The sequence below is a fragment of the Leeia speluncae genome, from assembly GCF_020564625.1.
GTDB classification, from domain to species: domain Bacteria; phylum Pseudomonadota; class Gammaproteobacteria; order Burkholderiales; family Leeiaceae; genus Leeia; species Leeia speluncae.
Genome location: NZ_JAJBZT010000006.1, coordinates 250,732 through 271,694, shown reverse-complemented (window position 1 = coordinate 271,694; position 20,963 = coordinate 250,732). Strand labels below are relative to the sequence as shown.

At 42.7% G+C, this 20,963-nt stretch carries 20 protein-coding genes; 1 reads left to right on the top strand and 19 read right to left on the bottom strand.

Annotation, left to right across the window (positions count from 1 at the left end; translation table 11 throughout):
• From LIN78_RS12755 to LIN78_RS12740, 4 genes are all read right to left on the bottom strand, one after another.
• A partial coding sequence (locus LIN78_RS12755; RefSeq protein ID WP_227181225.1) for a retention module-containing protein occupies positions 1-836 on the bottom strand: 836 nt, incomplete at its 3' end.
• A gap of 121 nt (positions 837-957) precedes the next feature.
• A complete protein-coding gene (locus tag LIN78_RS18270; protein WP_284700256.1) occupies positions 958-1,560 on the bottom strand; it encodes a response regulator transcription factor in 603 nt (200 codons plus the stop codon).
• Entirely contained in the window at positions 1,557-2,906 is a 1,350-nt protein-coding gene (locus LIN78_RS12745) for an HlyD family type I secretion periplasmic adaptor subunit (RefSeq protein ID WP_444543522.1), read from the bottom strand. Before LIN78_RS12745 ends, LIN78_RS18270 begins: the two co-directional genes overlap by 4 nt.
• 86 nt (positions 2,907-2,992) lie before the next feature.
• The gene (locus LIN78_RS12740; RefSeq protein WP_227181223.1) at positions 2,993-5,140 is read right to left on the bottom strand and encodes a type I secretion system permease/ATPase; all 2,148 of its coding nucleotides are present in this window, start codon (positions 5,138-5,140) and stop codon (positions 2,993-2,995) included.
• 160 nt (positions 5,141-5,300) lie between these two features.
• Here LIN78_RS12740 and LIN78_RS12735 point away from each other — a divergent pair, with 160 nt between their 5' ends.
• Complete coding sequence (locus LIN78_RS12735) at positions 5,301-5,654, top strand: 2Fe-2S iron-sulfur cluster-binding protein (protein ID WP_227181222.1); 354 nt, start codon at positions 5,301-5,303, stop codon at positions 5,652-5,654.
• A 41-nt stretch (positions 5,655-5,695) separates the two neighbouring features.
• Here LIN78_RS12735 and LIN78_RS12730 read toward each other — a convergent pair whose 3' ends face one another.
• From LIN78_RS12730 to pmbA, 15 genes are all read right to left on the bottom strand, one after another.
• On the bottom strand, positions 5,696-6,454 hold the full coding sequence (locus LIN78_RS12730) for an MBL fold metallo-hydrolase (RefSeq protein WP_227181221.1): 759 nt from the start codon (positions 6,452-6,454) through the stop codon (positions 5,696-5,698).
• A complete protein-coding gene (locus LIN78_RS12725) occupies positions 6,451-7,239 on the bottom strand; it encodes a TatD family hydrolase (protein ID WP_227181220.1) in 789 nt (262 codons plus the stop codon). Before LIN78_RS12725 ends, LIN78_RS12730 begins: the two co-directional genes overlap by 4 nt.
• A gap of 8 nt (positions 7,240-7,247) precedes the next feature.
• On the bottom strand, positions 7,248-7,613 hold the full coding sequence (locus tag LIN78_RS12720; RefSeq protein ID WP_227181219.1) for a PilZ domain-containing protein: 366 nt from the start codon (positions 7,611-7,613) through the stop codon (positions 7,248-7,250).
• 35 nt (positions 7,614-7,648) lie between these two features.
• Positions 7,649-8,698, bottom strand: a complete 1,050-nt coding sequence (holB, locus tag LIN78_RS12715) for a DNA polymerase III subunit delta' (RefSeq protein WP_227181218.1) — start codon at positions 8,696-8,698, stop codon at positions 7,649-7,651.
• Positions 8,691-9,341, bottom strand: a complete 651-nt coding sequence (gene tmk, locus LIN78_RS12710) for a dTMP kinase (RefSeq protein WP_227181217.1) — start codon at positions 9,339-9,341, stop codon at positions 8,691-8,693. The genes holB and tmk overlap by 8 nt, the downstream gene beginning before the upstream one ends.
• Before the next feature lie 94 nt (positions 9,342-9,435).
• Positions 9,436-10,662 carry an EAL and HDOD domain-containing protein gene (locus LIN78_RS12705; RefSeq protein ID WP_227181216.1) on the bottom strand — a complete coding sequence of 409 codons (1,227 nt, stop codon included), beginning with the start codon at positions 10,660-10,662 and terminating at the stop codon, positions 9,436-9,438.
• Positions 10,663-10,744: 82 nt separating this feature from the next.
• Positions 10,745-12,670, bottom strand: coding sequence for a chemotaxis protein CheA (locus LIN78_RS12700; RefSeq protein ID WP_227181215.1), 1,926 nt, complete (start codon positions 12,668-12,670; stop codon positions 10,745-10,747).
• 53 nt (positions 12,671-12,723) lie between these two features.
• Entirely contained in the window at positions 12,724-13,488 is a 765-nt protein-coding gene (cheZ, locus tag LIN78_RS12695) for a protein phosphatase CheZ (protein ID WP_227181214.1), read from the bottom strand.
• 10 nt (positions 13,489-13,498) lie between these two features.
• Positions 13,499-13,888, bottom strand: a complete 390-nt coding sequence (gene cheY / locus LIN78_RS12690; protein WP_227181213.1) for a chemotaxis response regulator CheY — start codon at positions 13,886-13,888, stop codon at positions 13,499-13,501.
• A gap of 47 nt (positions 13,889-13,935) precedes the next feature.
• On the bottom strand, positions 13,936-14,871 hold the full coding sequence (locus tag LIN78_RS12685; RefSeq protein ID WP_227181212.1) for a chemotaxis protein: 936 nt from the start codon (positions 14,869-14,871) through the stop codon (positions 13,936-13,938).
• Between the two features lie 69 nt (positions 14,872-14,940).
• Positions 14,941-15,885, bottom strand: coding sequence for a chemotaxis protein (locus LIN78_RS12680; protein WP_227181211.1), 945 nt, complete (start codon positions 15,883-15,885; stop codon positions 14,941-14,943).
• Between the two features lie 391 nt (positions 15,886-16,276).
• Positions 16,277-18,187, bottom strand: coding sequence for a PhoX family protein (locus tag LIN78_RS12675; RefSeq protein ID WP_227181210.1), 1,911 nt, complete (start codon positions 18,185-18,187; stop codon positions 16,277-16,279).
• Positions 18,188-18,301: 114 nt separating this feature from the next.
• Positions 18,302-18,937, bottom strand: coding sequence for a DNA-3-methyladenine glycosylase family protein (locus LIN78_RS12670; protein ID WP_227181209.1), 636 nt, complete (start codon positions 18,935-18,937; stop codon positions 18,302-18,304).
• A 13-nt stretch (positions 18,938-18,950) separates the two neighbouring features.
• Positions 18,951-19,481: a TIGR00645 family protein gene (locus tag LIN78_RS12665; protein ID WP_227181208.1), complete on the bottom strand. Its 531-nt coding sequence runs from the start codon at positions 19,479-19,481 to the stop codon at positions 18,951-18,953.
• A 51-nt stretch (positions 19,482-19,532) separates the two neighbouring features.
• Positions 19,533-20,873 carry a metalloprotease PmbA gene (gene pmbA / locus LIN78_RS12660; RefSeq protein WP_227181207.1) on the bottom strand — a complete coding sequence of 447 codons (1,341 nt, stop codon included), beginning with the start codon at positions 20,871-20,873 and terminating at the stop codon, positions 19,533-19,535.
• Positions 20,874-20,963 lie beyond the last annotated feature (90 nt).

Below are 20,963 nucleotides of genomic sequence, written 5' to 3'. Positions count from 1 at the left end.
CCATTGATTGTAATGTCTAAATTGGCAGTGGATGTATTTCCCTGACTATCAGTTAGCGTATAAGAAAATACATCGTGGATAGATTGCCCATCATTTAGTGCATTAACAGTAGCGTTTTGGTTATCCAAAGTATACGTATAGCTGCCGTCTGCATTCAGTAGCAAGCTTCCGTATGCGCCAGTAAAAGTACCTGCGGAACTAACCGGTTGTGTAGAAGGATTAGAACCTAAATAATCATTAGATAGGACATTACCTTTTATGGGGTTTGAACCATCCTCTTGAATTGAGTTAACGTCAGTATTTGCTGCAGGAACTAAAATACTATCTGATGTTTGATTAACACCACTTCCAGGTGGGATATCATCTGTCGGCTGACTTGTCGTAATATTATATTGAAAGCTTTGTTTTCCTAGCTCTTCAACAATGCGTAGCAAACGAACAAAACCATGCCCATCTTCAGCAGAATCTCCCGCATTCAACCCCGCTGCTGTAGGGTCAAGGTCTGCCGTTAAATCAACACCTTTATTTAAAGCATCAATAATGCTTTGCGACTCTTGGTTTAACTGTGCGATCGCATTTTCGGTTGGATCAACATTCACACCGAAAATGTTTGCTTCAATTAAGAGCTCTTTGTTCTCGGCTAAAACAACAGGCTCACCACCATCCGGAGACTTTAGCTCAACCTGACCATCGGAACCTGTCACCAACATCTCTCCAACTGTAAGCACCTCACCTAGTTTTGCAACGTGCTCATTGCCATTTTCATCCTTAACAATTACGTTTCCTTTTAAGAAAGTAATTACTAAAGTTGATTTGATTGATGTTGTTTCAGCCATGTTAAACCTCGGTCTGTATAGACGGATTAATTGATACTTGCAATTTATCTTGTATAAAAAAAACCGCCTATTGTACGAAAGTACAGATAGGCGGTTTTTAAGCGTTTATCTTGTCCAAAAACTAGATAATGCCGTTCACTTTTAAGGCTAATTGAAGTCGATCATTGACCTCTAGCTTTTCCAAAACGGTAGAGACATGCGCTTTTACCGTTCTTTCAGTAATATCTAACTCTCTTGCGATATCTTTATTGCTTGCACCTTTAGCTACCAACCTTGCAACCTCAAGCTCTCTGACTGTCAGCAAATCATCCACCTGATTGGCGACTGTTACAGAAACTTGTTGGATGCCTTTCAAAAGGCGTTGTAACAAGTTCTTTCCAACCCAGACTTCACCAGCACTCACCACAGAAAGTACATGAGCAAATGCCTCAGCATCTGAAAAAGTATTTGTATAGCCAACTGCGCCAGCATTCAGCACATCTAAACCTAGCTCATCCTTAGGATGAGAGGCTGTTACAACAACGGGTAATAATTTAGCAAGCCCCCACAAAGTAGCGTTATCACTACCAACCGCGATGGAGTCAGCATCCACAAACATTGCAACCCCCGACGTGGTATCAATACGCTCTAGTGCTGCACGAACAGAATTGGGCAGAACTTTTTGCCAGCGAGCCCATATCAATTCATCATTCGTTACGCAAAGTATTTTAGTTATATTATTCATCGCTCAGATAACGCATTTGATTTAGCTTTTAATACAGGCTTCAAGAGATAGGATAGTACGGTTTTTTTACCAGTTCTCACATCAACCTCAGCAACCATACCAGGAATGATTGGCATGTGATTATCACCAATATACGACTGCGCAGTCCTTAATCTAATAATATAAAACGCATTTCCTTTTTCATCGGTCACCGTATCAGCACCGATCTGTTCTAAAGTCGCCTCTAAGCCACCATAGATTGAAAAATCGTAAGCGGTAAACTTGATCAACGCACTCTGCCCTGGCCTTAAGAAAGCAATATCTTTAGGTAAAATCTTTGCTTCCAATAACAACGCATCTTCACTCGGCACAATTTCAATAATATCTTTACCCGGTTGCACAACTCCGCCTAATGTATTTACATTTAAACGCTTCACCGTTCCGTTAACCGGGGACCTAATTTCCGTTTGCTTAACTCTATCAGCCAGCCCTTCACTTCCAGCAGAAAGGCTATTTAGCTTAGCCACCGACTCTGACAGCTCCCCTCGAATTTGATTTCTAAAAGCAAGCTCAACCTCTTGGATCTTCCTAGTCGCCTCCTGGATTGCTGCTTGCAATCTCGGAATCTGTGCAGCGGCCTGATCACGGTCTCCTTTGCTACGAGATACATCTCGCTCTAAACGTAGCAATTCAACATCAGAAACAGCCCCACTCTGCGCCAATGGCTTTGTTACTGCCAACTCTTTCGCCGCTAATTCATAGTTCTGTGCGGCTTGATCTCGCCTACTTTTAACTTCAACCAACTCTTGATTACGTTGCACCAATTGCTGCCTAGCAATAGCCACATTAGCCTCAAGCCCCTGCATACTGGATTCATATAATGCGCGTTCTTGCTCTGCAACCTGAGGAATATTTTTGACAACCTCTTCAGGTGCAACAAATGGTTTGTTATCTGACAATGCTTGTAAACGCGCAACTCTAGCCACTAGCGAATAATATTGTGCCTGATTCTCTTTTAATGACGATGCAAATCTAATCGGGTCAATTTTGAGCAGCAACTGTCCTTTTTTGACCTGCTGACCTTCTTTAACTGAAATGGCAGATACATTACCGCCATCCAAGCTCTGCAAAATCTGAATTTCACTAGAAGGAATAACCTTACCTTCCCCCCTCGTCACCTCATCAATTTTCGCAAACGCAGCCCAAACGACCAGAATTAGTATCGAAACCGCCATGATTCGGATGATTAAGCGCACTCGGTAACCATCTTCTTCAATAACAGCCCAATCGCCATCACCAACCAATGCTTCATCAGGTATTTCATGTTTGGTGGCCATTTTGTCCAAATACAAACCAAAACCATGCATACCTTTTTGATAAACATACTGGGCAAGTTTTTTTAGCACACCTACTTTTTTAGGCATGCTCTCTGTTTCATTATTAACAGGTAGCATTAACCCGCCCTCCCGACTCGGCCTTGCTGCAATGCCTCTACCACTTGCGCTTTAGGACCATCGGCAACAATCTGACCCCCATCAATCACAATCAATCTTTCTGCCAAGTCCAATAGTGCAGTTCGGTGAGTCACTAACAACATTGTTTTGCGAGAAGCCAAAACTTCTTTTAAACGGCCTTTCAAACGCTCTTCACTCGTGTGATCCATACCATTTGTTGGTTCATCCAAAATTAGGATTGGTGGATCATTCAATAATGCCCTCGCCACAGCAACCGATTGCCTTTGCCCACCAGAAAGTGATTCGCCACGCTCTCCAATCACCATATCAAAACCAGAGGGATGCGCATATGCAAACTCGCTCACCCCAGCCAAATCGGCGGCTAACAGTACAGCATTGTCATCTGCAAATGGTGCTCCTACCGCAATATTTTCTCTCAGCGTGCCAAAGAATAACGTGACATCCTGTGGCACATAGCCAATCGCCCGACGTAACTCTGCTGGATCAATTTGTCGGACATCCACCCCATCCACCATGACGGAACCCGAGGTCGCCTGATACAAACCCAACATCAAACGTTCAATGGTAGTTTTTCCTGAACCCAGCCTACCTATAACGGCAACTTTCTCACCAGCTTTAATTTTAAATGAAACATTTTTAAGAGCAGGCGTATCTCTGCCAGGATAATTGAAGGTCACATCCTTGAATTCAATTTCACCTTTAAAGCCACTACGATGCAAGAAACTAGCTTCTTCAGGTCGCTCCACTGGCAACTTCATATAGCTTTCCACACTTGCAAGTGAGCTTTTAGCAGCATGAAATTGCATTAACAGCCCTGCCACCTGACCTAACGGTGCCAATGCACGACCAGAAATCATGGTTGCAGCAATTAATCCCCCCTGTGTTAATTGATTATCCATAATCAGATAAACACCCGAGATGATCACAATCACATTCACTAGCTGCTGAATAAACGAAGCAAAATTAATGGTGGTTGTCGACATCAGTTTTAGACGGCCACCAATTTGCGATAGAAAAACTGAAGTTCTTTCCCATTTTCGTTGAATATCGGATTCGGCGCCCATCGACTTCACCGTTTCAATACCAACCAAACTTTCAATTAACGTTGCATTTCGTTGTGCGGAAGCACGTTGACTCATTTCAGATAGTTCTTGCATCTTACTTTGGGCAATAATCCCAAAAATAGTGACTAGCAGTAAACCAATCAACGCAGGTAAGACAAGCCAAGGGCTCAGCCAGACTAAAACAATTAAGAATAATATAGAGAATGGGACATCCACTAACGCAGACACTGAAGCCGATGCAATAAAATCTCTAACAGATTCAAACGAACGTAAATTGGCAGCAAAAGAACCGACTGATAACGGACGATGCTCCATACGAATACCAAGTACTCGTTCCATGATCAATGAAGACAGCTTTACATCAACCCGCTTACTAGCTAGGTCAATCACATACCCTCGAACAGTCCGAAGTGCAAAATCAAAAGAGAGAACAAGCACAGCGCCAATCGCTAGCACCCACAAGGTATCAATCGCATGGTTAGGAACCACGCGATCATAAACGTTCATAGAAAATAATGGGAACGCCAGCGCAAACAAATTGATAAGGATTGCAGCTAACAAAGCATCTTTATAAAAATGAGATGCATCTTTCATCACACCCCAAAACCAATGCTTAGATCGGATATGGCCTAATTGAGGGGCCCTATTATCGAACTTGAATTTAGGGCGAACAAAAATCACCTGTCCGCTGTAGCGATCTTTTATTTGCTGGATAGGAAGCTCATCCGCGCTTTCTGGCGATTCAGGCCACTGCACTTTGGCAATACCATCATCTGAGATATCTAACAGTACGCATGCTTCACGGCCATCTAATAATAAAATGGCAGGCAACAGATGTGGTTTGATTTCATTTAGAGACCGTCTAACAACACGCGCAGTTAAATTAGCTCGCGCAGCAGCCCTAGATACCAATCTTGGTGTTAGACGATTATCAACTAAGGGTAAGCCAGCAGAAAAAGCCTCTTTTGTGAGCGTTGCACCATGCAACTTGCCAATCGATACCAAACAATCTAGCAAGGGATCAAAATGTAATTGGTGTTCCCCAATATTCCATTCGGACATAACTCTCCACTTTCAATTTGGTGCAATCTTTCGAAAATTTAAGTATTCGATAGTTGCTATCGCTTCTTATAGGTCGTAGGCTTTAGAGGGTGCATTCTAACTTGCATTGCGAATTGTAATTGCAAACTATTCTTACATCCTTGACTCAGTATACACAGACATGGCTAAAATCACGTTCTTTGGCGGAAAAATGAGCACCCCAGAAGTGCTTACGGTCGATATGACATCCACTCCTCAATCTTTAACTGAAATAGTCAGGGAACAAGGACTTCCACTTTACTGGCGGTGTGGTCATGGGACCTGTGGTGCTTGCGCTGTTCATCTGCACTTTCAAAATCGGCAAGCCTCTTTTTCAGTCATCTTAAGTAACAAAGAAAAAAATGTCATGCTAAGACATCAGCTTATTTCCAAAGAAGCTCATGCAGAAGAACAGATTGTTCAAACTAATGAAATCTGGCGATTGGCTTGCCATGTTTACCCAGATCAATTAGATGACTTATTAGTCACATGGTAATCATAACAGAAGTAGAAAAACCATGTAAAAGAGGACAAAGATTATACAGTTACTTGCATGCCATCAAATGCAAAAGCGACAGCTTCAGGTAGTAAATTGGCATGCGCAACGGCATCAATTTCATGAGTCATATGAATAAGATACGTTTGTTTGGCCCCTATTTTTTGGGAAAGAGAAACCGCCTCATCTAAGCTTAGATGTGTATAGTGTGGCTTAAATCGAAGACAATCCAAGAACAGCACATCCAAACCAGATAAAAGCTCAAATGAAGTCTCTGGGATCGTAGATACATCCGTTAACCATGCAACATTTTTGATTCGGTACCCCAAAATCGGCCACTTTCCATGCAATAAAGGAATAGGCACAACTATCGTCTGATTCACATCAAAAGGGACATCAACTGAATTTGCTGTCAAAACAGGTCTTTCCCAATGCTCTGTTGGCGGGAAAAGTGTGTAATCAAACCTTGTCTGAATATTTTCAATGGTAAAAGCATTCCCATACAAAGGAATCGCTGCTTTTTGCCGAAAACAAAACGCTCTCAGGTCATCAATTCCGTTTAGGTGATCCGCATGAGGATGGGTGTACAACACCGCATCTAAATGCTTCAAGTTTTCTCGTAATGCTTGGGATCGAAAATCTGGGCCTGTATCAATAACAATACTCGTCGCTTCATCAAGGATATGACAACTTGCGCGTGTGCGAACATTTTTAGGTAACCGCGTTTGGCAAACGGAACATTCGCAACCAATTACAGGGGTACCCGCAGAAGATCCCGCCCCCAAAACGGTCACTTTCATTGCAACACAACTTTGCGTTCATTAGGCACATTAAATAACCTCAAGAAGTTATTCGTCGTTTCAGTGGCAACCTGAGTTAAAGAAATCGATTTTAGGGTAGCAATTTCTTCTGCCACATGAACAACTAAAGCCGGATGGTTTAGTTTCCCTCTGAATGGTACTGGCGCCAAATAAGGAGAGTCCGTTTCAATAAGCAATCGATCTAATGGAACAAACTTAGCAACTTCTTTTACTTCTACTGCATTCTTAAATGTTACGATTCCAGATAAGGAAATATAAAAACCAAGATCCAACGCTTGTCTCGCAACCTCTACAGATTCGGTAAAGCAGTGCATCACACCGCCAATTGCATTCGCCCCTTCAGAACGCATCATGTTGATAGTGTCTTCAGCAGAGGCTCTGGTGTGAATAATCAGCGGTTTTTTGATTTGCCTTGCCGCTTGAATATGCGTTGCAAAGCGCGCTCTTTGCCAGGCCAAATCACCCGTTAAGCGGTAATAATCCAACCCCGTTTCACCAATAGCAACCACCGCTTCGTCTGCTGCTAACGAACATAACTCTTCTACAGAATACTCCGCTTCATTTTCATGATCTGGATGCATACCAACAGATGCCACAAAACGGGCATCTTGCTTAGGCAAAGATAGGACAGAAGATAAACCAGCACGATCCACAGCAACAACTAATGCCATTTTTACGTGGTTGGCATCCATTGCCGCCAAATGTTTTGGCAACTCAGAAATAAGATCAGGAAAATTTAAATGACAGTGCGAATCGATAAACATAGAAAAAATTACATTGTGTGAGTCGAACGGTTGGACTGTAAGTGCCCACCCAAAATACCTTCAATTTTATTTTTAGCAGCAACACCAAATTCATTGCTACTAAACTGAACACCAATACCTTGAGAACGGCTACCCTGTGCGCCAGGCGGCGTAATCCAAACCACTTTACCGGTAACAGTATATTTTGTTGGTTCATCTAACAAGGCCAATAACAAAAATACCTCGTCCCCCAAATTATAAGGTTTGCCAGTTGGCACAAACAAACCACCACCTTGGATAAATGGCATATATGCCGCGTATAGGCTCGCTTTTTCTTTGATCGTCAACGACATCACGCCAGGGCGTGCGGCGGCAGATTTTACTTGCTCATTCATTTCAACGCTTTCTACTTAAATTGAACATATCGAATTTAAGAAACACTTCGTTGCGACTTTGCGATTAACGCATAATAACCAAGCAACCAATTTTCTAACACTAACTTAGTATTCAACGGATGATTAAGAATTCTCTTATCTTCAGCAACGGAGGATGACAGAGTAATCAATCCTGACAATGATAATTTTGCAGTAAGATCAAAAATATCTTGATGTCTGCTTGAGAAATATCTAGGTATATTACCAGAACATCCCATGATAAGGTCATACAACCATTTAGACAACCAATCATGCAGAATTGATAAGTTTATTTTCGACCATTCCGCCGCCATTCTTACAGGGTCTTTACCTTGCATTAACGGATTGACCAACCAATCTAACACGCCATTTAAATGATCATACTCGGGCATTTGACGGTATTTGATTGCTTGTAAAGGCATTCCACCAGCCAAATCTAGTACCGATGCATCAAGTGTTTTTTCTACAGATAGCCAAGCCAGAGCATCTTCACGATCAGGAGGGGGTAAAGCTACCTTTTGGCAACGGCTACGAATAGTAGGCAGTAATCTGCTTAACTGTTCGCACACCAACACAAATACGACATTATTAGGTGGCTCCTCTAAGGTCTTTAACAAAGCATTTGCGGCGGCCACGTTCAAACGATCTGCCATTGGAAGAAAAACCACTTTTCTGCCACTACGATGAGATGTGAGTTGAACAAAGCTCTCTAATTCACGAATCGCTTCAATAGAGATCCATAATCCAGAACGTTTACTTACATCAGCATCCTCGTCAGTTGCCATTTCAGCAGGAGGCAATATTTTCCTAAAATCAGGATGATGCCCTTGTAAGAACCAGTTGCATCCATTACATACACCACATGCCTCGCCATTTGATGAAGGTGCCTCACACAACAAATGCATAGCAAAGGCTTCAGCAAATTCCTTTTTCCCCGAACCGGTAGGGCCATGAAATAAAATCGCATGCGGCAAACGATCTTGGCGATGAATTAAGCTATCCCAAACCGTTTTGTGCCATTCAAATATTCGAGGTTTTACAACAGCAACACCATCAGTTTCATCCATGTCGTTTACCTTCTAGGTAGTTACTGATTATGGTTTGAAGATCTGTTTGAATAACTGAAATGGGGCGATTAGCATCAATCAAATGAAATCTTAAAGGATCTCGCGCTGCACGAAGTAAGTACGCCTCTCTCACCCGCTCAAAAAAAGTAATATCTAGTTCTTCAAAGCGATCGGGATTTCTCGCCTGTCTAACACGCTCAAAACTAACTTCAGGTGGAACATCAAATAACAACGTTAAATCTGGTTGAAAATCAGCATGAACCCAATGTTCTAACATACTAATCTTTTCGATAGAAAGCCCACGACCGCCACCTTGATAAGCGTAAGACGCATCCGTAAATCGATCACAGACAACCCATTTCCCTTCTTGTAACGCGGGAAAGATCGTTGATTGCAAATGTTGTTGCCTAGCAGCAAACATTAACAATACCTCTGTTTCAATACTCATCTCTTGGTGTAAAACTAATTCGCGTAAGCTTTCTCCAAGTGGCGTGCCACCAGGTTCACGCGAAACAACGAGAGGTACGCGCAACGCATTTAAATGATCAACTAACCATTTAAGATGCGTGGTTTTACCAGCACCATCCACTCCTTCTAATGAAATGAAATGTCCGGTCGTAGCAAGGCGGGTATTTAGAAACATAAGAATATCTACACTTAATATCAGTTTAAACAACTGATTAAATAAAACAGCCCCTATGAAAGGGGCTGGTAGGCAACCTAAAAAACAAGGCTAGTTAAGCACCTAACTGTTCAGCCCAAGTCAACGCACTAATTTGCGCTTTATTTAGCATTTCTGGATCAATTTGCAATTGTGAAGCAAGCGATTCAACCTCTTGTAACTCAGGATTCTCACAAGCAATCGCCAAGTTCAAGAATGGGCCATATAGACCATCACGTGTTAGTAATGCATCGCGTACAGGCTCTGGTAACAATAGATTATCCAGCACTTTATCCATTGGCATTTCAAGCATTACGTCAAGCAGCGAGAACACACCAACGATAAATAGATTGTCGCGATCATGACCTTCTAAGAAATTTTGACCAATTAACTCAACAAAACGTCCGCGAGTAATTGCCAACTTCATTAGTGCAGAAGCCCCTGGAGTTTCTGCAGCAGCTGTCACTAATAATAAGGTCAACCAACGATATAGTTTTTGATAACCTAGAATAGTCACCGCGTGTTTGAACGACTGAATCTCACAAGACAATCCAAAACCTGCGGAGTTAATGTAGCGCAACAATTTAAAAGATAACGCAACATCACGTTTTAATGCATTTTCAATATCTTTAATCTCTGCATTATTTCTAAGCATATTAAGAAGAGACAAGATGTTTGCATACGCAGGATTAATTACTTTTGCAGCCAATGTTTCTGGGTGGGCAAAATAGTAACCTTGGAAACCATCAAATCCGGCCTCATGCAACTGGCGGAACTCTTCTTTTGTTTCCACTTTTTCAGCAATAATCTGAACCGGATAACGTCTAATACTCTTTGCTAACTCAATAGCCTGTGCCATACCTAATAACTGCACATCCAATTTTACATAGTTAGCAACTTCTAGGAATGGCGCCGTTTGTGGCGACAAAACGAAATCATCCAAAGCAATCGAAAAGCCTTGAGAGCGAAGTTCTTTTACACGCTGCAAAATAGCAGGTGTTGCATTTACCGTTTCTAATACTTCAAGAACAGCTTTTTGCGGCTGTAACAACTCAAGAAAGTTACTTTGCAGCATTGCCTGGGCGACGTTGATAAATGCCAACTTATCGCCAACAAGCCACTCAGCACCCATATTAGATAAAGTGTTTACCAGAATATTGGTACCAGCTTGCAAATCACTAGAAAACTCGGCAGAAGAAGCGGCAGCATTTAAACGAAATAAAAGCTCATAGCCAATTAGCTTTTGATGTCTGTCTAATATTGGCTGTCTACCGATGAAAGCATTCGTATTTTGCTGAGTCATATAGCGTCAATTAATTAATTCAAGAAGAGATAAGGGCAAACAAATGCCACATAGACATTTGATCACCCTTTATAAGATCAAATCAAGAGGCAAAATCAAATAAAGGTGCGGCTTGATCCGTTCCAAGTGCAGTTAAGAGGTCTTCCATATCCAATACTAGAACAACAGATCCATCACCAGACAATGTCGCACCAGCAATCCCTTTAGGTTTAATGTTTTGTAGTGGTTTGATCACTACATCATCACGACCAACAAACGAATCAATCGCTAGTACGAAAGAAGTTTCCGCAGACTGCATTAGCACACCAAATGAAGGTGGCTTATTATCATGCCAACCAATTAGTGCCGCGAGTGAGCGTACTGAAAGAATTTCATCACGCACAACCATTGTCGCTTTACCAGAAACTTGCTGAATATCATTTTTCGCAAGTGGGATAATTTCACGGACCATTGCTAGAGGCACTGCAAATGGCTGATCACATACACGGACGACCAACACTGGCAGAATCGCCAAGGTCAACGGTAAGCTAATCGTGAATCTAGTACCTTCACCAGGTACAGAGTTAATATCAATTCTACCGTTCATTTTTTGGATGTTAGTTTTCACTACATCCATGCCTACACCACGTCCAGAAACGCTCGAAATTTGGTCTTTTGTTGAAAACCCTGGCAAGAAGATTAGTTGCAGACTCTGCTTATCATCTAAATTATTGGCATCTTCCGCACGCAGCAAACCTTTTTCGATTGCCTTTTGGCGAATCATTTCAGGTTTCATACCTTTGCCATCATCGGTGATTTCAATCAGGATATGATCACCAACTTGCGTGGCGCTTAACTGAACTAAACTCTTCTCAGACTTGCCAAGAATCAAACGATCTTCCTTGGTCTCAATACCGTGATCCACGGCATTACGAACCAAGTGAACAAGTGGATCGTTCAAATCTTCGATCATTGTCTTGTCGAGTTCGGTTTCTTCTCCGGTAATAACTAACTCGACATCCTTACCTAATTGACGCGCTAGGTCACGCGCCAATCGTGGATACTTTTGGAACAGTCGTCCAATTGGTTGCATCCGCGTTTTCATCACTGCATTTTGCAGATCAGAAACAAGCAAGTCCAATTGACCAATTGCCTCATCGAGTGAGCGAAGCGTTAACTGATCATTCTTACCTTGCAAGATATCAGTACGTAATGTGGTTAGGCGGTTTTTGGTCAGCCCAATTTCACCGGACAAGTTCAACACCTGATCTAGACGATTCGTATCAATACGAATCGTCGTTTCTTGCGTTGTTAGTTGCTGAGTAGATTGCTGCCCCCCACTTGGCAAGGTAGGTGCTAGCGCACGCTGTGCTGGTGGGGTATTTTCTGGGGTACGAACAACAGCTTGTTCAAGCACTGGAGCAGAAGTCTGTGACATAGCAGGTGTCTCCACTGGCGTAGGAGCGGAAGTTGCAACAGGCGTTGTCCCTAGTAGACCATGATACAAGGCATCCCAATCAGGCTCACCACCATTAGCTGTAATCGGAGCCGATGATGAAGCAACCGTTTGGGCGACAACGACTTTTTCTGGTTCAGGAGTAGGCGCTGCTGCGGCGGCAGTCATCTGTGAAGGCATTTTTCCATCAAGCACTGCGTCTAGCGCATCCAGTAACGCTTGGGGTGCACCATTTGGCTGACGTTTTTGAGATAGATCACCAAACATTTCTCGAACGACACCAGTAGATGCGAGGATGTAATCAAGAATTTCAGCAGATAGCTTCATTTCTCCATTACGCAGCTTATCAAAAAGATTTTCCGTACGATGACATAAGGTAACTAATGCTTCGACATTTAAAAATCCTGCGCCACCTTTAATCGTGTGAAAACCACGAAAAATGTCGTTAAGCAGGGTTTTATCTTCGGGTCTTTTTTCAAGTTCTACTAGTTTGTTATCTACATCAGACAACATATCAGACGATTCTGTCAGGAAATCCTGAAGCAACTCTTCCATTCCGCCAAAATCACTCATCTCGCTACCCTCGCTGCCTTGGTTATTTATTATCGCCTACTATTGTTATAGCTCTAGAAACCTAAGCTAGCCAACAAATCATCAACTTGTTGTTGATCTGTGACAATATCGCTTCGGCCTTCCGCATGGATCACTGGGCCATTTTCTAGCTGAGTATGTTCTTCTGGTTTGCGCTCTGCACCTGGCGTGTATTCAACAAGGAAATTATAGAGCTGGGCTTCCATTTCTTTTGCCATCTCAACAATTTTCTTAATCACTTGACCAGTTAAATCTTGGAAATCTTGCGCCATCATAATATCAAGCAACAAGGCATCCGTTTGTTTGGTTTCTGTTTTGCTTCTGTGTAAAAAGGTTCTTGTATCTGCAACAAGTACTTTAAACTCTTCTACACTGAGTTGGTTTGCAAACAACTTATCCCAACGCTGGTTTAATACATCTGAGTCTTCAGAAAGCTTTTCTTGAAGGGGTTTAGCCACATCAACAGCAGATAGCACTTTATCAGCAGCTTGCTCGGTCAACTTAGCAACATAAGCCAAACGATCTTTTGCATCTGGAATCGCTTCTGCGACCACTTTTTCCAATGATTTATCGTAGCCAAGCTCACGCAAAGTATCATGCAATTTACGCGTGATATGCCCAATTTGAGCAAACATTGATTTTGCAGGTTCAACCATGTCACTCGTTACGCCAGCACCTGAAGTTTCTTCTTTTGCAGCGTCTGCGGGCGCGGCTTCGTGAGCTGCATTAGTTGCAACGATGCTATCAAACAGTGCTTCTAAATCTGCTGAATCACCGCTCTCAAAATTTCTATCGCTCACAAGACTCTCCTTATTTTCCGACGTTCTGGAAAATTTTATTCAGTTTTTCATCCAGAGTAGCAGCAGTGAATGGCTTCACAATGTAACCGCTTGCACCTGCCGTTGCCGCCTCAATAATATTTTCTTTTTTTGCTTCAGCAGTAATCATGAGGAAAGGAAGTGCTTTTAAGCCTGGGTCTGCACGGACCGCCTTTAAAAGCTCAATGCCAGTCATATTTGGCATATTCCAATCAGACACTACAAAATCAAATTGACCATTTTGTAGTTTATGAAGTGCGATTTGACCATCTTCAGCTTCGTCAACGTTTGAAAAGCCTAGTTCTTTCAGAAGGTTACGCACAATACGTCTCATGGTAGAAAAATCATCAACCACCAGAAACTTCATGTTCTTATCAGCCATGCTTGCCCTCACTTAATCTGTCGTGATCTTCTTTTACAACAGATATTTTAACTCAACAGTAGTGGTCGAATAGTTTCCGCCAATACAACCGGATCGAATTTTGCCACATACGCATCAACACCGACACTGTTACCCATTGCTCTGTTTGCATTAGAAGACAGGGATGAATGCATTACGACAGGAATACCTTTGAAACGCTGATCGGCTTTAATGTGTTTTGTAAGCACATAACCATCCATTTCAGGCATTTCTGCATCAACTAAAATTAGTTTGAGATGTTCATTTAGCGATTCGCCATCGCCCTGTATACGTCCAGCTAAATTCTGTAGCTTTGTCCAAGCTTCTTTACCATTGTTGGCTTGATGGTATTTCACGCCTAGCTTATCAAGCACACTGGTAATCTCTTTACGAGCAACAACAGAATCATCACAGAAGAACATATAAATATCTTCTCTCAACTGTGTTGACTGTACATCAGGGACAATCTTTTCACCAATAACAGATGAAAGAATTTGCTCAACATCCAAAATTGAAACCAACTTACCATCAGGCAGCTCCGTTACCGCAGTGATAAGCCCTTGGCTACCTGCTAGCATGCCTTCTGGCGCCCTAACCTTATCCCAATCCACGCGAATGATTCGATCCACTTCATCGACCAAAAATGCCTGGGTATGTCGGCTGAATTCTGTCACGATCATCGTTTGTTCACTGCTTTGGTTCTGGCCTGGGCTGACAAACTTAGATAGAGAAATAATTGGGATAATATTGCCGCGTAGAGAGATAACACCTTCCACACCAGATGGCATATTTGGTGTCTTGGTAATATGAGGGGTTTGCGAAACTTCTCTTACTTTGAAGACGTTAATCCCGAAGATTTCGCCAGTACCTAGCGAGAACAACAAAATCTCCATTTTGTTGGATCCAGCCAGTTTTGTTCTAGCATCAATGCTGTCTAGCAGGTTTTCTTGTGCCTTATTACTCATCTCATCCACCCATTGGGAATTCTAAGAATAGTGTTATTTTGAATCAATCCAATATTGCGAATTAGTTGATCACTCAGTACCCAATAAACGAGTTAACGTTTCGGCAAGGCGCTGAGGTTCAAACTTTGCGACATATTCATCTACACCAACCGAATGGCCCAACTTCTGGTTTTGCATACCAGACAGGGATGAATGCATTAGGACAGGAATTCCGCGAAATCTTGGGTCTGATTTAACGTTCTTGGTGAGCATGTAACCATCCATCTCTGGCATTTCAACGTCTGTTAAAATGAGGTTAACAATATTCTTCATTTCTTCGCCATTTGCCTCGGCTAAGGCGGCCATTTTTTCTAGCTCATCCCAAGCTTTTTTACCATTGATGGCGGAGAAGTACTTCACCCCCATCATTTCTAAAGTGGTTGAGATTTGCTTACGGGCAACGGCAGAGTCATCCGCAAAGTAAACCGTTTTGGGTTTAGGCAACGGTTTAATGTTTTGATAACTCATTTGGTCATCATAGTTACTGGTTTCTGATAGGACTTTTTCTACGTCCATCATCATCACTAATTTGCCAGTATCTAGTTCGGTAACTGCAGTGATAATACCGCCCATCTGAGCAGTTAGCATATCAGGAGGGACTCGCATCTGTGACCAGTCAAGCCTTAAGATAGTATCCACTGCTTCTACCAAGAAACCTTGGGTATGACCGTTATATTCAGTCACGATCATAATTTCTGGCTTCGCATCTGTATGGATGCCGGTATATTTGGCTAGGTCGACGACAGGCACAAGCGCACCACGCAGACTTACCATGCCCTCAACACAAGCCGGCATTTCAGGCGCATGCGTAATCTCAGGCGTCCGCATGACCTCTCTGACCTTAAACACGTTGATACCAAAATTTTCTCTACGACCAGTTCTTTGGTCTGTACCAAGTGTAAAAAGCAGAATCTCCAACTTGTTGGTTCCTGCAAGTTTTGTACGTGCATCAATTTTTTTGAGTAGTTCGGACACGTTTAAACTCCATCAGCATTATCTGGCGAACAGCGTATTTTGCAATTCTTTGGCGAGTGCTACTTTTTAATTCTACTTCGAAGTTACTTCACACTCTTTTACAGCACTCATGTTTACATTCTGTGCATAAATTACAGGAGTTGCAAGGTCAAATCACATCTCATGGCAATATTTATTTGATAAACATGCCAACTTAGGTAGGGAAACATAAGTAATTGCTACTTTTTGGCGAGTATTAAACCTTATGGTCAGTCGCCTTGAGCGCATTTACTGCAGCCAACGATTGCAACACTTCCCTTTAATTAGGGAGCGATTATTCCTTATTAATAAGAAAAAAGGATTGAGTTGAGTCAACTCAATCCTTCCTTCATGCGAGATAACGCAAATCTAATTAACTACCAACAATACCATTGTCTAGTCGACGAATTGCAACTGTCGCAGAGCGTGGGCGTCCTTTGCCGTTAGGCCAAGCGCTTACAGCCAATGGATTTGCTGGATCAGATCTTTCACTTGCTGGTTCACCAGGGTGTTGGATGTTAATAAACAAGGTTTTCATGTCTGGCGTCATGGTAATGCCAGTAATCTCACATCCATTTGGACCAGTTAAGAAGCGTTTAATCATGCCTGTATTGATATCAGCAACTAGCATCTGATTGTTACCCATACCCGCATATTCTTTTGCATCTAGGGTGCTTGTAGACACGTCTGTCTGAATCCATAACAGGCCGCGAGGATCCACCCACAAGCCATCAGGGCTACCAAACACGTCGCCTTTGATATTGCCTTTATGCTCTGGCTTAGAAGAAGCTGGATTACCTGCTTGAACAAACAAATTCCAAGTGAACTTGGTCGCAGTTTGTCCTCCGACTTCTTTCCAACGAATAATCTGGCCAAACAGGTTATTGTTGCGTGGGTTGGCGGCATCTGCGGTAGGTTTGCCATCTTTACCACGCTCGCTATTGTTGGTCAGGGTACAGAAAACCTCTCTTGTATGAGGGTGTACGGTTGTCCACTCTGGACGATCCATTGGGGTTGCACCAACCACATCGCCCGCTTGACGTGCTTTAATGACAACATCACCTTGATTTGCGAAGCCCTTGTCTTCAGTCAAGCCATTTTTACCTTGAGTCAGTTCAATCCACTCACCACTTCCATCTGCTTTAAACTTTGCGACATATAAAGTGCCATGATCTAGCAGCGTCATATTGTGCGCACGGTTATTTGCATCATATTTATCTCTGGAAACAAATTTATAGATGTACTCAAAGCGCTTATCGTCGCCCATATACACTACTACACGACCATCTTCAGCGATAATGGTTGCAGCACCTTCGTGACCCATGCGACCTAATGCAGTACGTTTAACTGGTGTGCTGTTAGGATCATATGGATCAATCTCGACCACCCAACCAAAGCGGTTAGATTCATTTGGCTCAACGGCGGCGTTAAAGCGCTGATCAAATTCATGCCAACGGTAACCAGCGCCTTTGTCATTAATTCCGTAGCGTTTTTCTAGCGCATTCGCTTTTGGCGTAACAAAGTAATCTTGCCAGTTTTCTTCACATGTTAGGTAAGTTCCCCATGGGGTATGACCATTTGCACAGTTAGCAAATGTACCATTCACTTGATCACCAGTTGGATTTGCATTCGTTTTCATTAATGCATGACCAGAAGCTGGACCAGCAATCTTCATTGGTGTTTCCGCTGTAATACGACGTGCGTATTCAGATGGCCATACATTCCACTGATTTTGGTGATAACGCATATCAACAATTGACACGCCATGCGCAGCTTGTGACTTCTTCACTTTTTCAGCAGTCCAAGTTGCTTGACCATCTGGATGCAACAATCCATCGTCCACATATTCGTGGTTCACTGCCAGCAAGCCTTGATCAGAATTAGTTGACCCAAGTGGAAATGGAAAAAACCACATGCCATCATGATGCATACCCGCTTGTAATGCTTGCTCTGCGGCGGTGTTACTACCATCGGCTTTGAATGTTGGCATGCCTTTAAAACTACCGACAGGATCGCCCCAAGCATAAACCACTTCTGCCACATAGCCATTTGGCACAATGACTTTATCGGTAGTCGAAAGTGGAACTGGGGTAAAACCAGCAGATGAACCATTACCAGTAGATGCACAGCCTGTTAACCCTACAGTTGCACCAGCAGCTAAAGCGGATCCGACAGAAACTTGCATGAAACCACGGCGTGACAATCTCATGCCAAGTACTTGGTCAAAGGACGGATTATCTGTTGGGTTATTAATTTGATCTGGATTACAGTATGCGTTGCTCATTACTTTGGCTCACTGGTTGATTGACCAAAGAAATGTAGCAATTAGATATGACGTAAAGATGAATAGAATGTGACGAGAATATTTAGGATTTGTTGCAGCAATTGGCGGTTAATCTTAATAAGCAACGGGGATAGGATCAAGGCTACGCCACATAAACCACGTTGCAACGGTCCGATACGGGGCCCATCTTTCAGCAAAGACAGCCAATTTACTCACAGCAAATGGATATTCCCACCCATAGTGTTTAGCTACTGCGCGTTGCAAACCAATATCATCAAGAGGCAAAACATCTTGTCTTAGCAAATGAAAGATGAGGAACATTTCCGCCGTCCAACGTCCTATTCCCCTTACATCTGTTAACGCTTTTATCACTTCTTCATCTGTCATTTCATGAAAATGAAGTGGATTAATTTTCCCCTCTACAAAGTGCTTAGAAAGGTCAACAATGTATTCCACTTTGCGCTTAGATAGACCCTCTTGTCTTAACAACTCACCATCGATAGCCAAAATCGACTCTGGCGAAATACTACCTAATCGATTCAGTAGACGTTGCCAAATACTTTCCGCTGCTTTTACAGAGATTTGTTGCCCGACAATCGCATTTGCCAATGTTTTAAAGGCATCGCCACCGCCACTTAGTGTTTCCCCTCTATATGCTTGAAACAAACCTACCAACGCCAAGTCTTGATTTGATAGCACTCGAATAGCATCATCCCAATATTCAGGTGTTTTCTTAGTTGGCAGGTTCATTTACACATCTTTTTTAGTGTGCCTTAGCATTCACAGGCAACATAAGGCGATCAACATAAGCCAATCCAACGGCGGTAACTAAAAAGACTAAGTGAATCACCGTTTGAGAAATCAGCGTCTTAGTATCCATTTGAGTTGCGTTAATAAAGCTCTTCAGGAGATGGATACCTGAAATACTGATTAATGCCGTCGCTAATTTCACTTTTAAGACACCCGCATTAACGTGCGACAACCATTCGGGTACATCTTCGTGCCCATGCAAATCTAGTTTAGATACAAAAGTTTCGTACCCTCCAATCACCACCATAATGATGAGGTTACTTAGCATCACAACATCGATCAGGCCAAGTACAATCAGCATAATCTGAGTTTCGCCCATTGCATTCAGATCATGCACCAGATGCCATAACTCTTTTAAGAATGCCCACACATAGGCACATTGTGCCACCACCAAGCCTAGATAAAGCGGCACTTGAATCCATCGACTCCAAAAAATGAAGTTTTCAAGCTTTTGCTCTAAAAGATTTGTTTTACTGTCTTTCACCACTACCTCACAACCTTGTTTAACTTTGCTTATCGACTTGGAAACGATGTATTAATTCCCAGCAACCGTCATTTTCTCTACCAAAATAGAGCCGGTTTGTCGTGACGAATGAGGCAAGTGATCATTACCAACAGCTAAGATGCCTTTGAAAATATCCTTCAAATTGCCGGCAATTGTAATCTCTTCTACCGGGTAGGCAATCACCCCATTTTCCACCCAGAAACCAGCAGCACCTCGGGAGTAATCACCTGTCACAATATTGGTGCCATGTCCCATTAGTTCGGTAACCAGTAGTCCTGTCCCCATTTTGCGAAGGAGCTCGTCAAAGCTTTCTCCTGTCGAAGACAGAACTAGGTTATGACTTCCTCCGGCATTACCTGTGCTTTTCATTCCCAATTTTCTGGCGCTATATGAACCTAAGAAATAGCCTTCAACGACACCATTTTTCACCACGTAACGTTCTTTAGTTGCTACACCCTCATCATCAAACGAAGTACTAGATTGACCTTGTCGAATAAATGGAAGCTCTTGTAATTCGATAATTGGGGAAAACACTTGAGTGCCGAGTGAATCTAGCAAGAAAGAGGCTTGTCTATATAAAGACGTACCGCTCACGCCTTGTAAGAAATGTCCAATTAAACTTGCCGCAATAGGCGCTTCAAATAAGACCGGCACTTGGGTAGTTGGCACTTTTCTCGCATTTAAGCGGCGGATGGTTCGTTCCCCGCAACGATGGCCGATAGATTCAGGAGAGGCTAGCGAAGCAAATTGGCGACAAGAGTCATACCAATAATCTCGCTGCATTGAATCCCCCTCCTCCCCAATCACTGCGCAAGAAAGAGAATGACGAGAAGTCGGAATACCCGCTAAAAAGCCAAGAGAATTACCATATACAAAGTGGCTACTTTGAGTAGACAAACTAGCGCCATCGGAATTAGTGATTCTAGAATCAACCGCTCTAGCGGCATCTTCACAGCGTTTAGCAAGCGCAATACTTGCTTCTACAGAAATATCGGATGGATGAAATAAATCTAGGTCGGGAAACTCTGTCGCTAACATATCTGCATCAGCTAACCCAGAAAAAGGATCTGCAGCCGTATACCTAGCAATATTTAGCGCGGCGTCTACCGTAGACTCAATCGCTGCTTTTGAAAAATCACCCGTGCTCGCGTGACCTTTTGCTTGACCAACATAGACAGTGATTCCAAAGCCTTTATCACGATGATATTCAATCGTCTCGGTTTCCCCTAGCCGCACAGACACCGTATGACCAGCCCCTTCGGATACTTCAGCATCGGCTGCTGTTGCGCCTTTTTGCTTTGCATAAGCTAGCACATCGGTAACTAGTTGCTTGAGATCGTCTTGAGAATACGTAAATGGAGAGTTAGCCACGCAAATTTCCTGAGAAAACTAAACTATGATTAGAGTAGATAACCTGATGATCGTTCATCAGCATTCGCTGTTAATGTGAACGTCCGACAG

Excerpts from the sequence above, each read along its gene's own strand:
- tmk (WP_227181217.1), bottom strand. The coding sequence starts at position 9,341 with ATGTTTCTAAATACCCGCCTTGCTACGACCGGACATTTCATTTCATTA.
- LIN78_RS12700 (WP_227181215.1), bottom strand. The coding sequence starts at position 12,670 with ATGAGTGATTTTGGCGGAATGGAAGAGTTGCTTCAGGATTTCCTGACA.
- LIN78_RS12745 (WP_444543522.1), bottom strand. The coding sequence starts at position 2,906 with ATGCATGGTTTTGGTTTGTATTTGGACAAAATGGCCACCAAACATGAA.
- LIN78_RS12725 (WP_227181220.1), bottom strand. The coding sequence starts at position 7,239 with ATGTTTATCGATTCGCACTGTCATTTAAATTTTCCTGATCTTATTTCT.
- LIN78_RS12685 (WP_227181212.1), bottom strand. The coding sequence starts at position 14,871 with ATGAGTAATAAGGCACAAGAAAACCTGCTAGACAGCATTGATGCTAGA.
- LIN78_RS12730 (WP_227181221.1), bottom strand. The coding sequence starts at position 6,454 with ATGAAAGTGACCGTTTTGGGGGCGGGATCTTCTGCGGGTACCCCTGTA.
- LIN78_RS12675 (WP_227181210.1), bottom strand. The coding sequence starts at position 18,187 with ATGAGCAACGCATACTGTAATCCAGATCAAATTAATAACCCAACAGAT.
- LIN78_RS12720 (WP_227181219.1), bottom strand. The coding sequence starts at position 7,613 with ATGAATGAGCAAGTAAAATCTGCCGCCGCACGCCCTGGCGTGATGTCG.
- holB (WP_227181218.1), bottom strand. The coding sequence starts at position 8,698 with ATGGATGAAACTGATGGTGTTGCTGTTGTAAAACCTCGAATATTTGAA.
- LIN78_RS18270 (WP_284700256.1), bottom strand. The coding sequence starts at position 1,560 with ATGAATAATATAACTAAAATACTTTGCGTAACGAATGATGAATTGATA.
- LIN78_RS12740 (WP_227181223.1), bottom strand. The coding sequence starts at position 5,140 with ATGTCCGAATGGAATATTGGGGAACACCAATTACATTTTGATCCCTTG.
- cheY (WP_227181213.1), bottom strand. The coding sequence starts at position 13,888 with ATGGCTGATAAGAACATGAAGTTTCTGGTGGTTGATGATTTTTCTACC.
- LIN78_RS12735 (WP_227181222.1), top strand. The coding sequence starts at position 5,301 with ATGGCTAAAATCACGTTCTTTGGCGGAAAAATGAGCACCCCAGAAGTG.
- LIN78_RS12670 (WP_227181209.1), bottom strand. The coding sequence starts at position 18,937 with ATGAACCTGCCAACTAAGAAAACACCTGAATATTGGGATGATGCTATT.
- LIN78_RS12705 (WP_227181216.1), bottom strand. The coding sequence starts at position 10,662 with ATGACTCAGCAAAATACGAATGCTTTCATCGGTAGACAGCCAATATTA.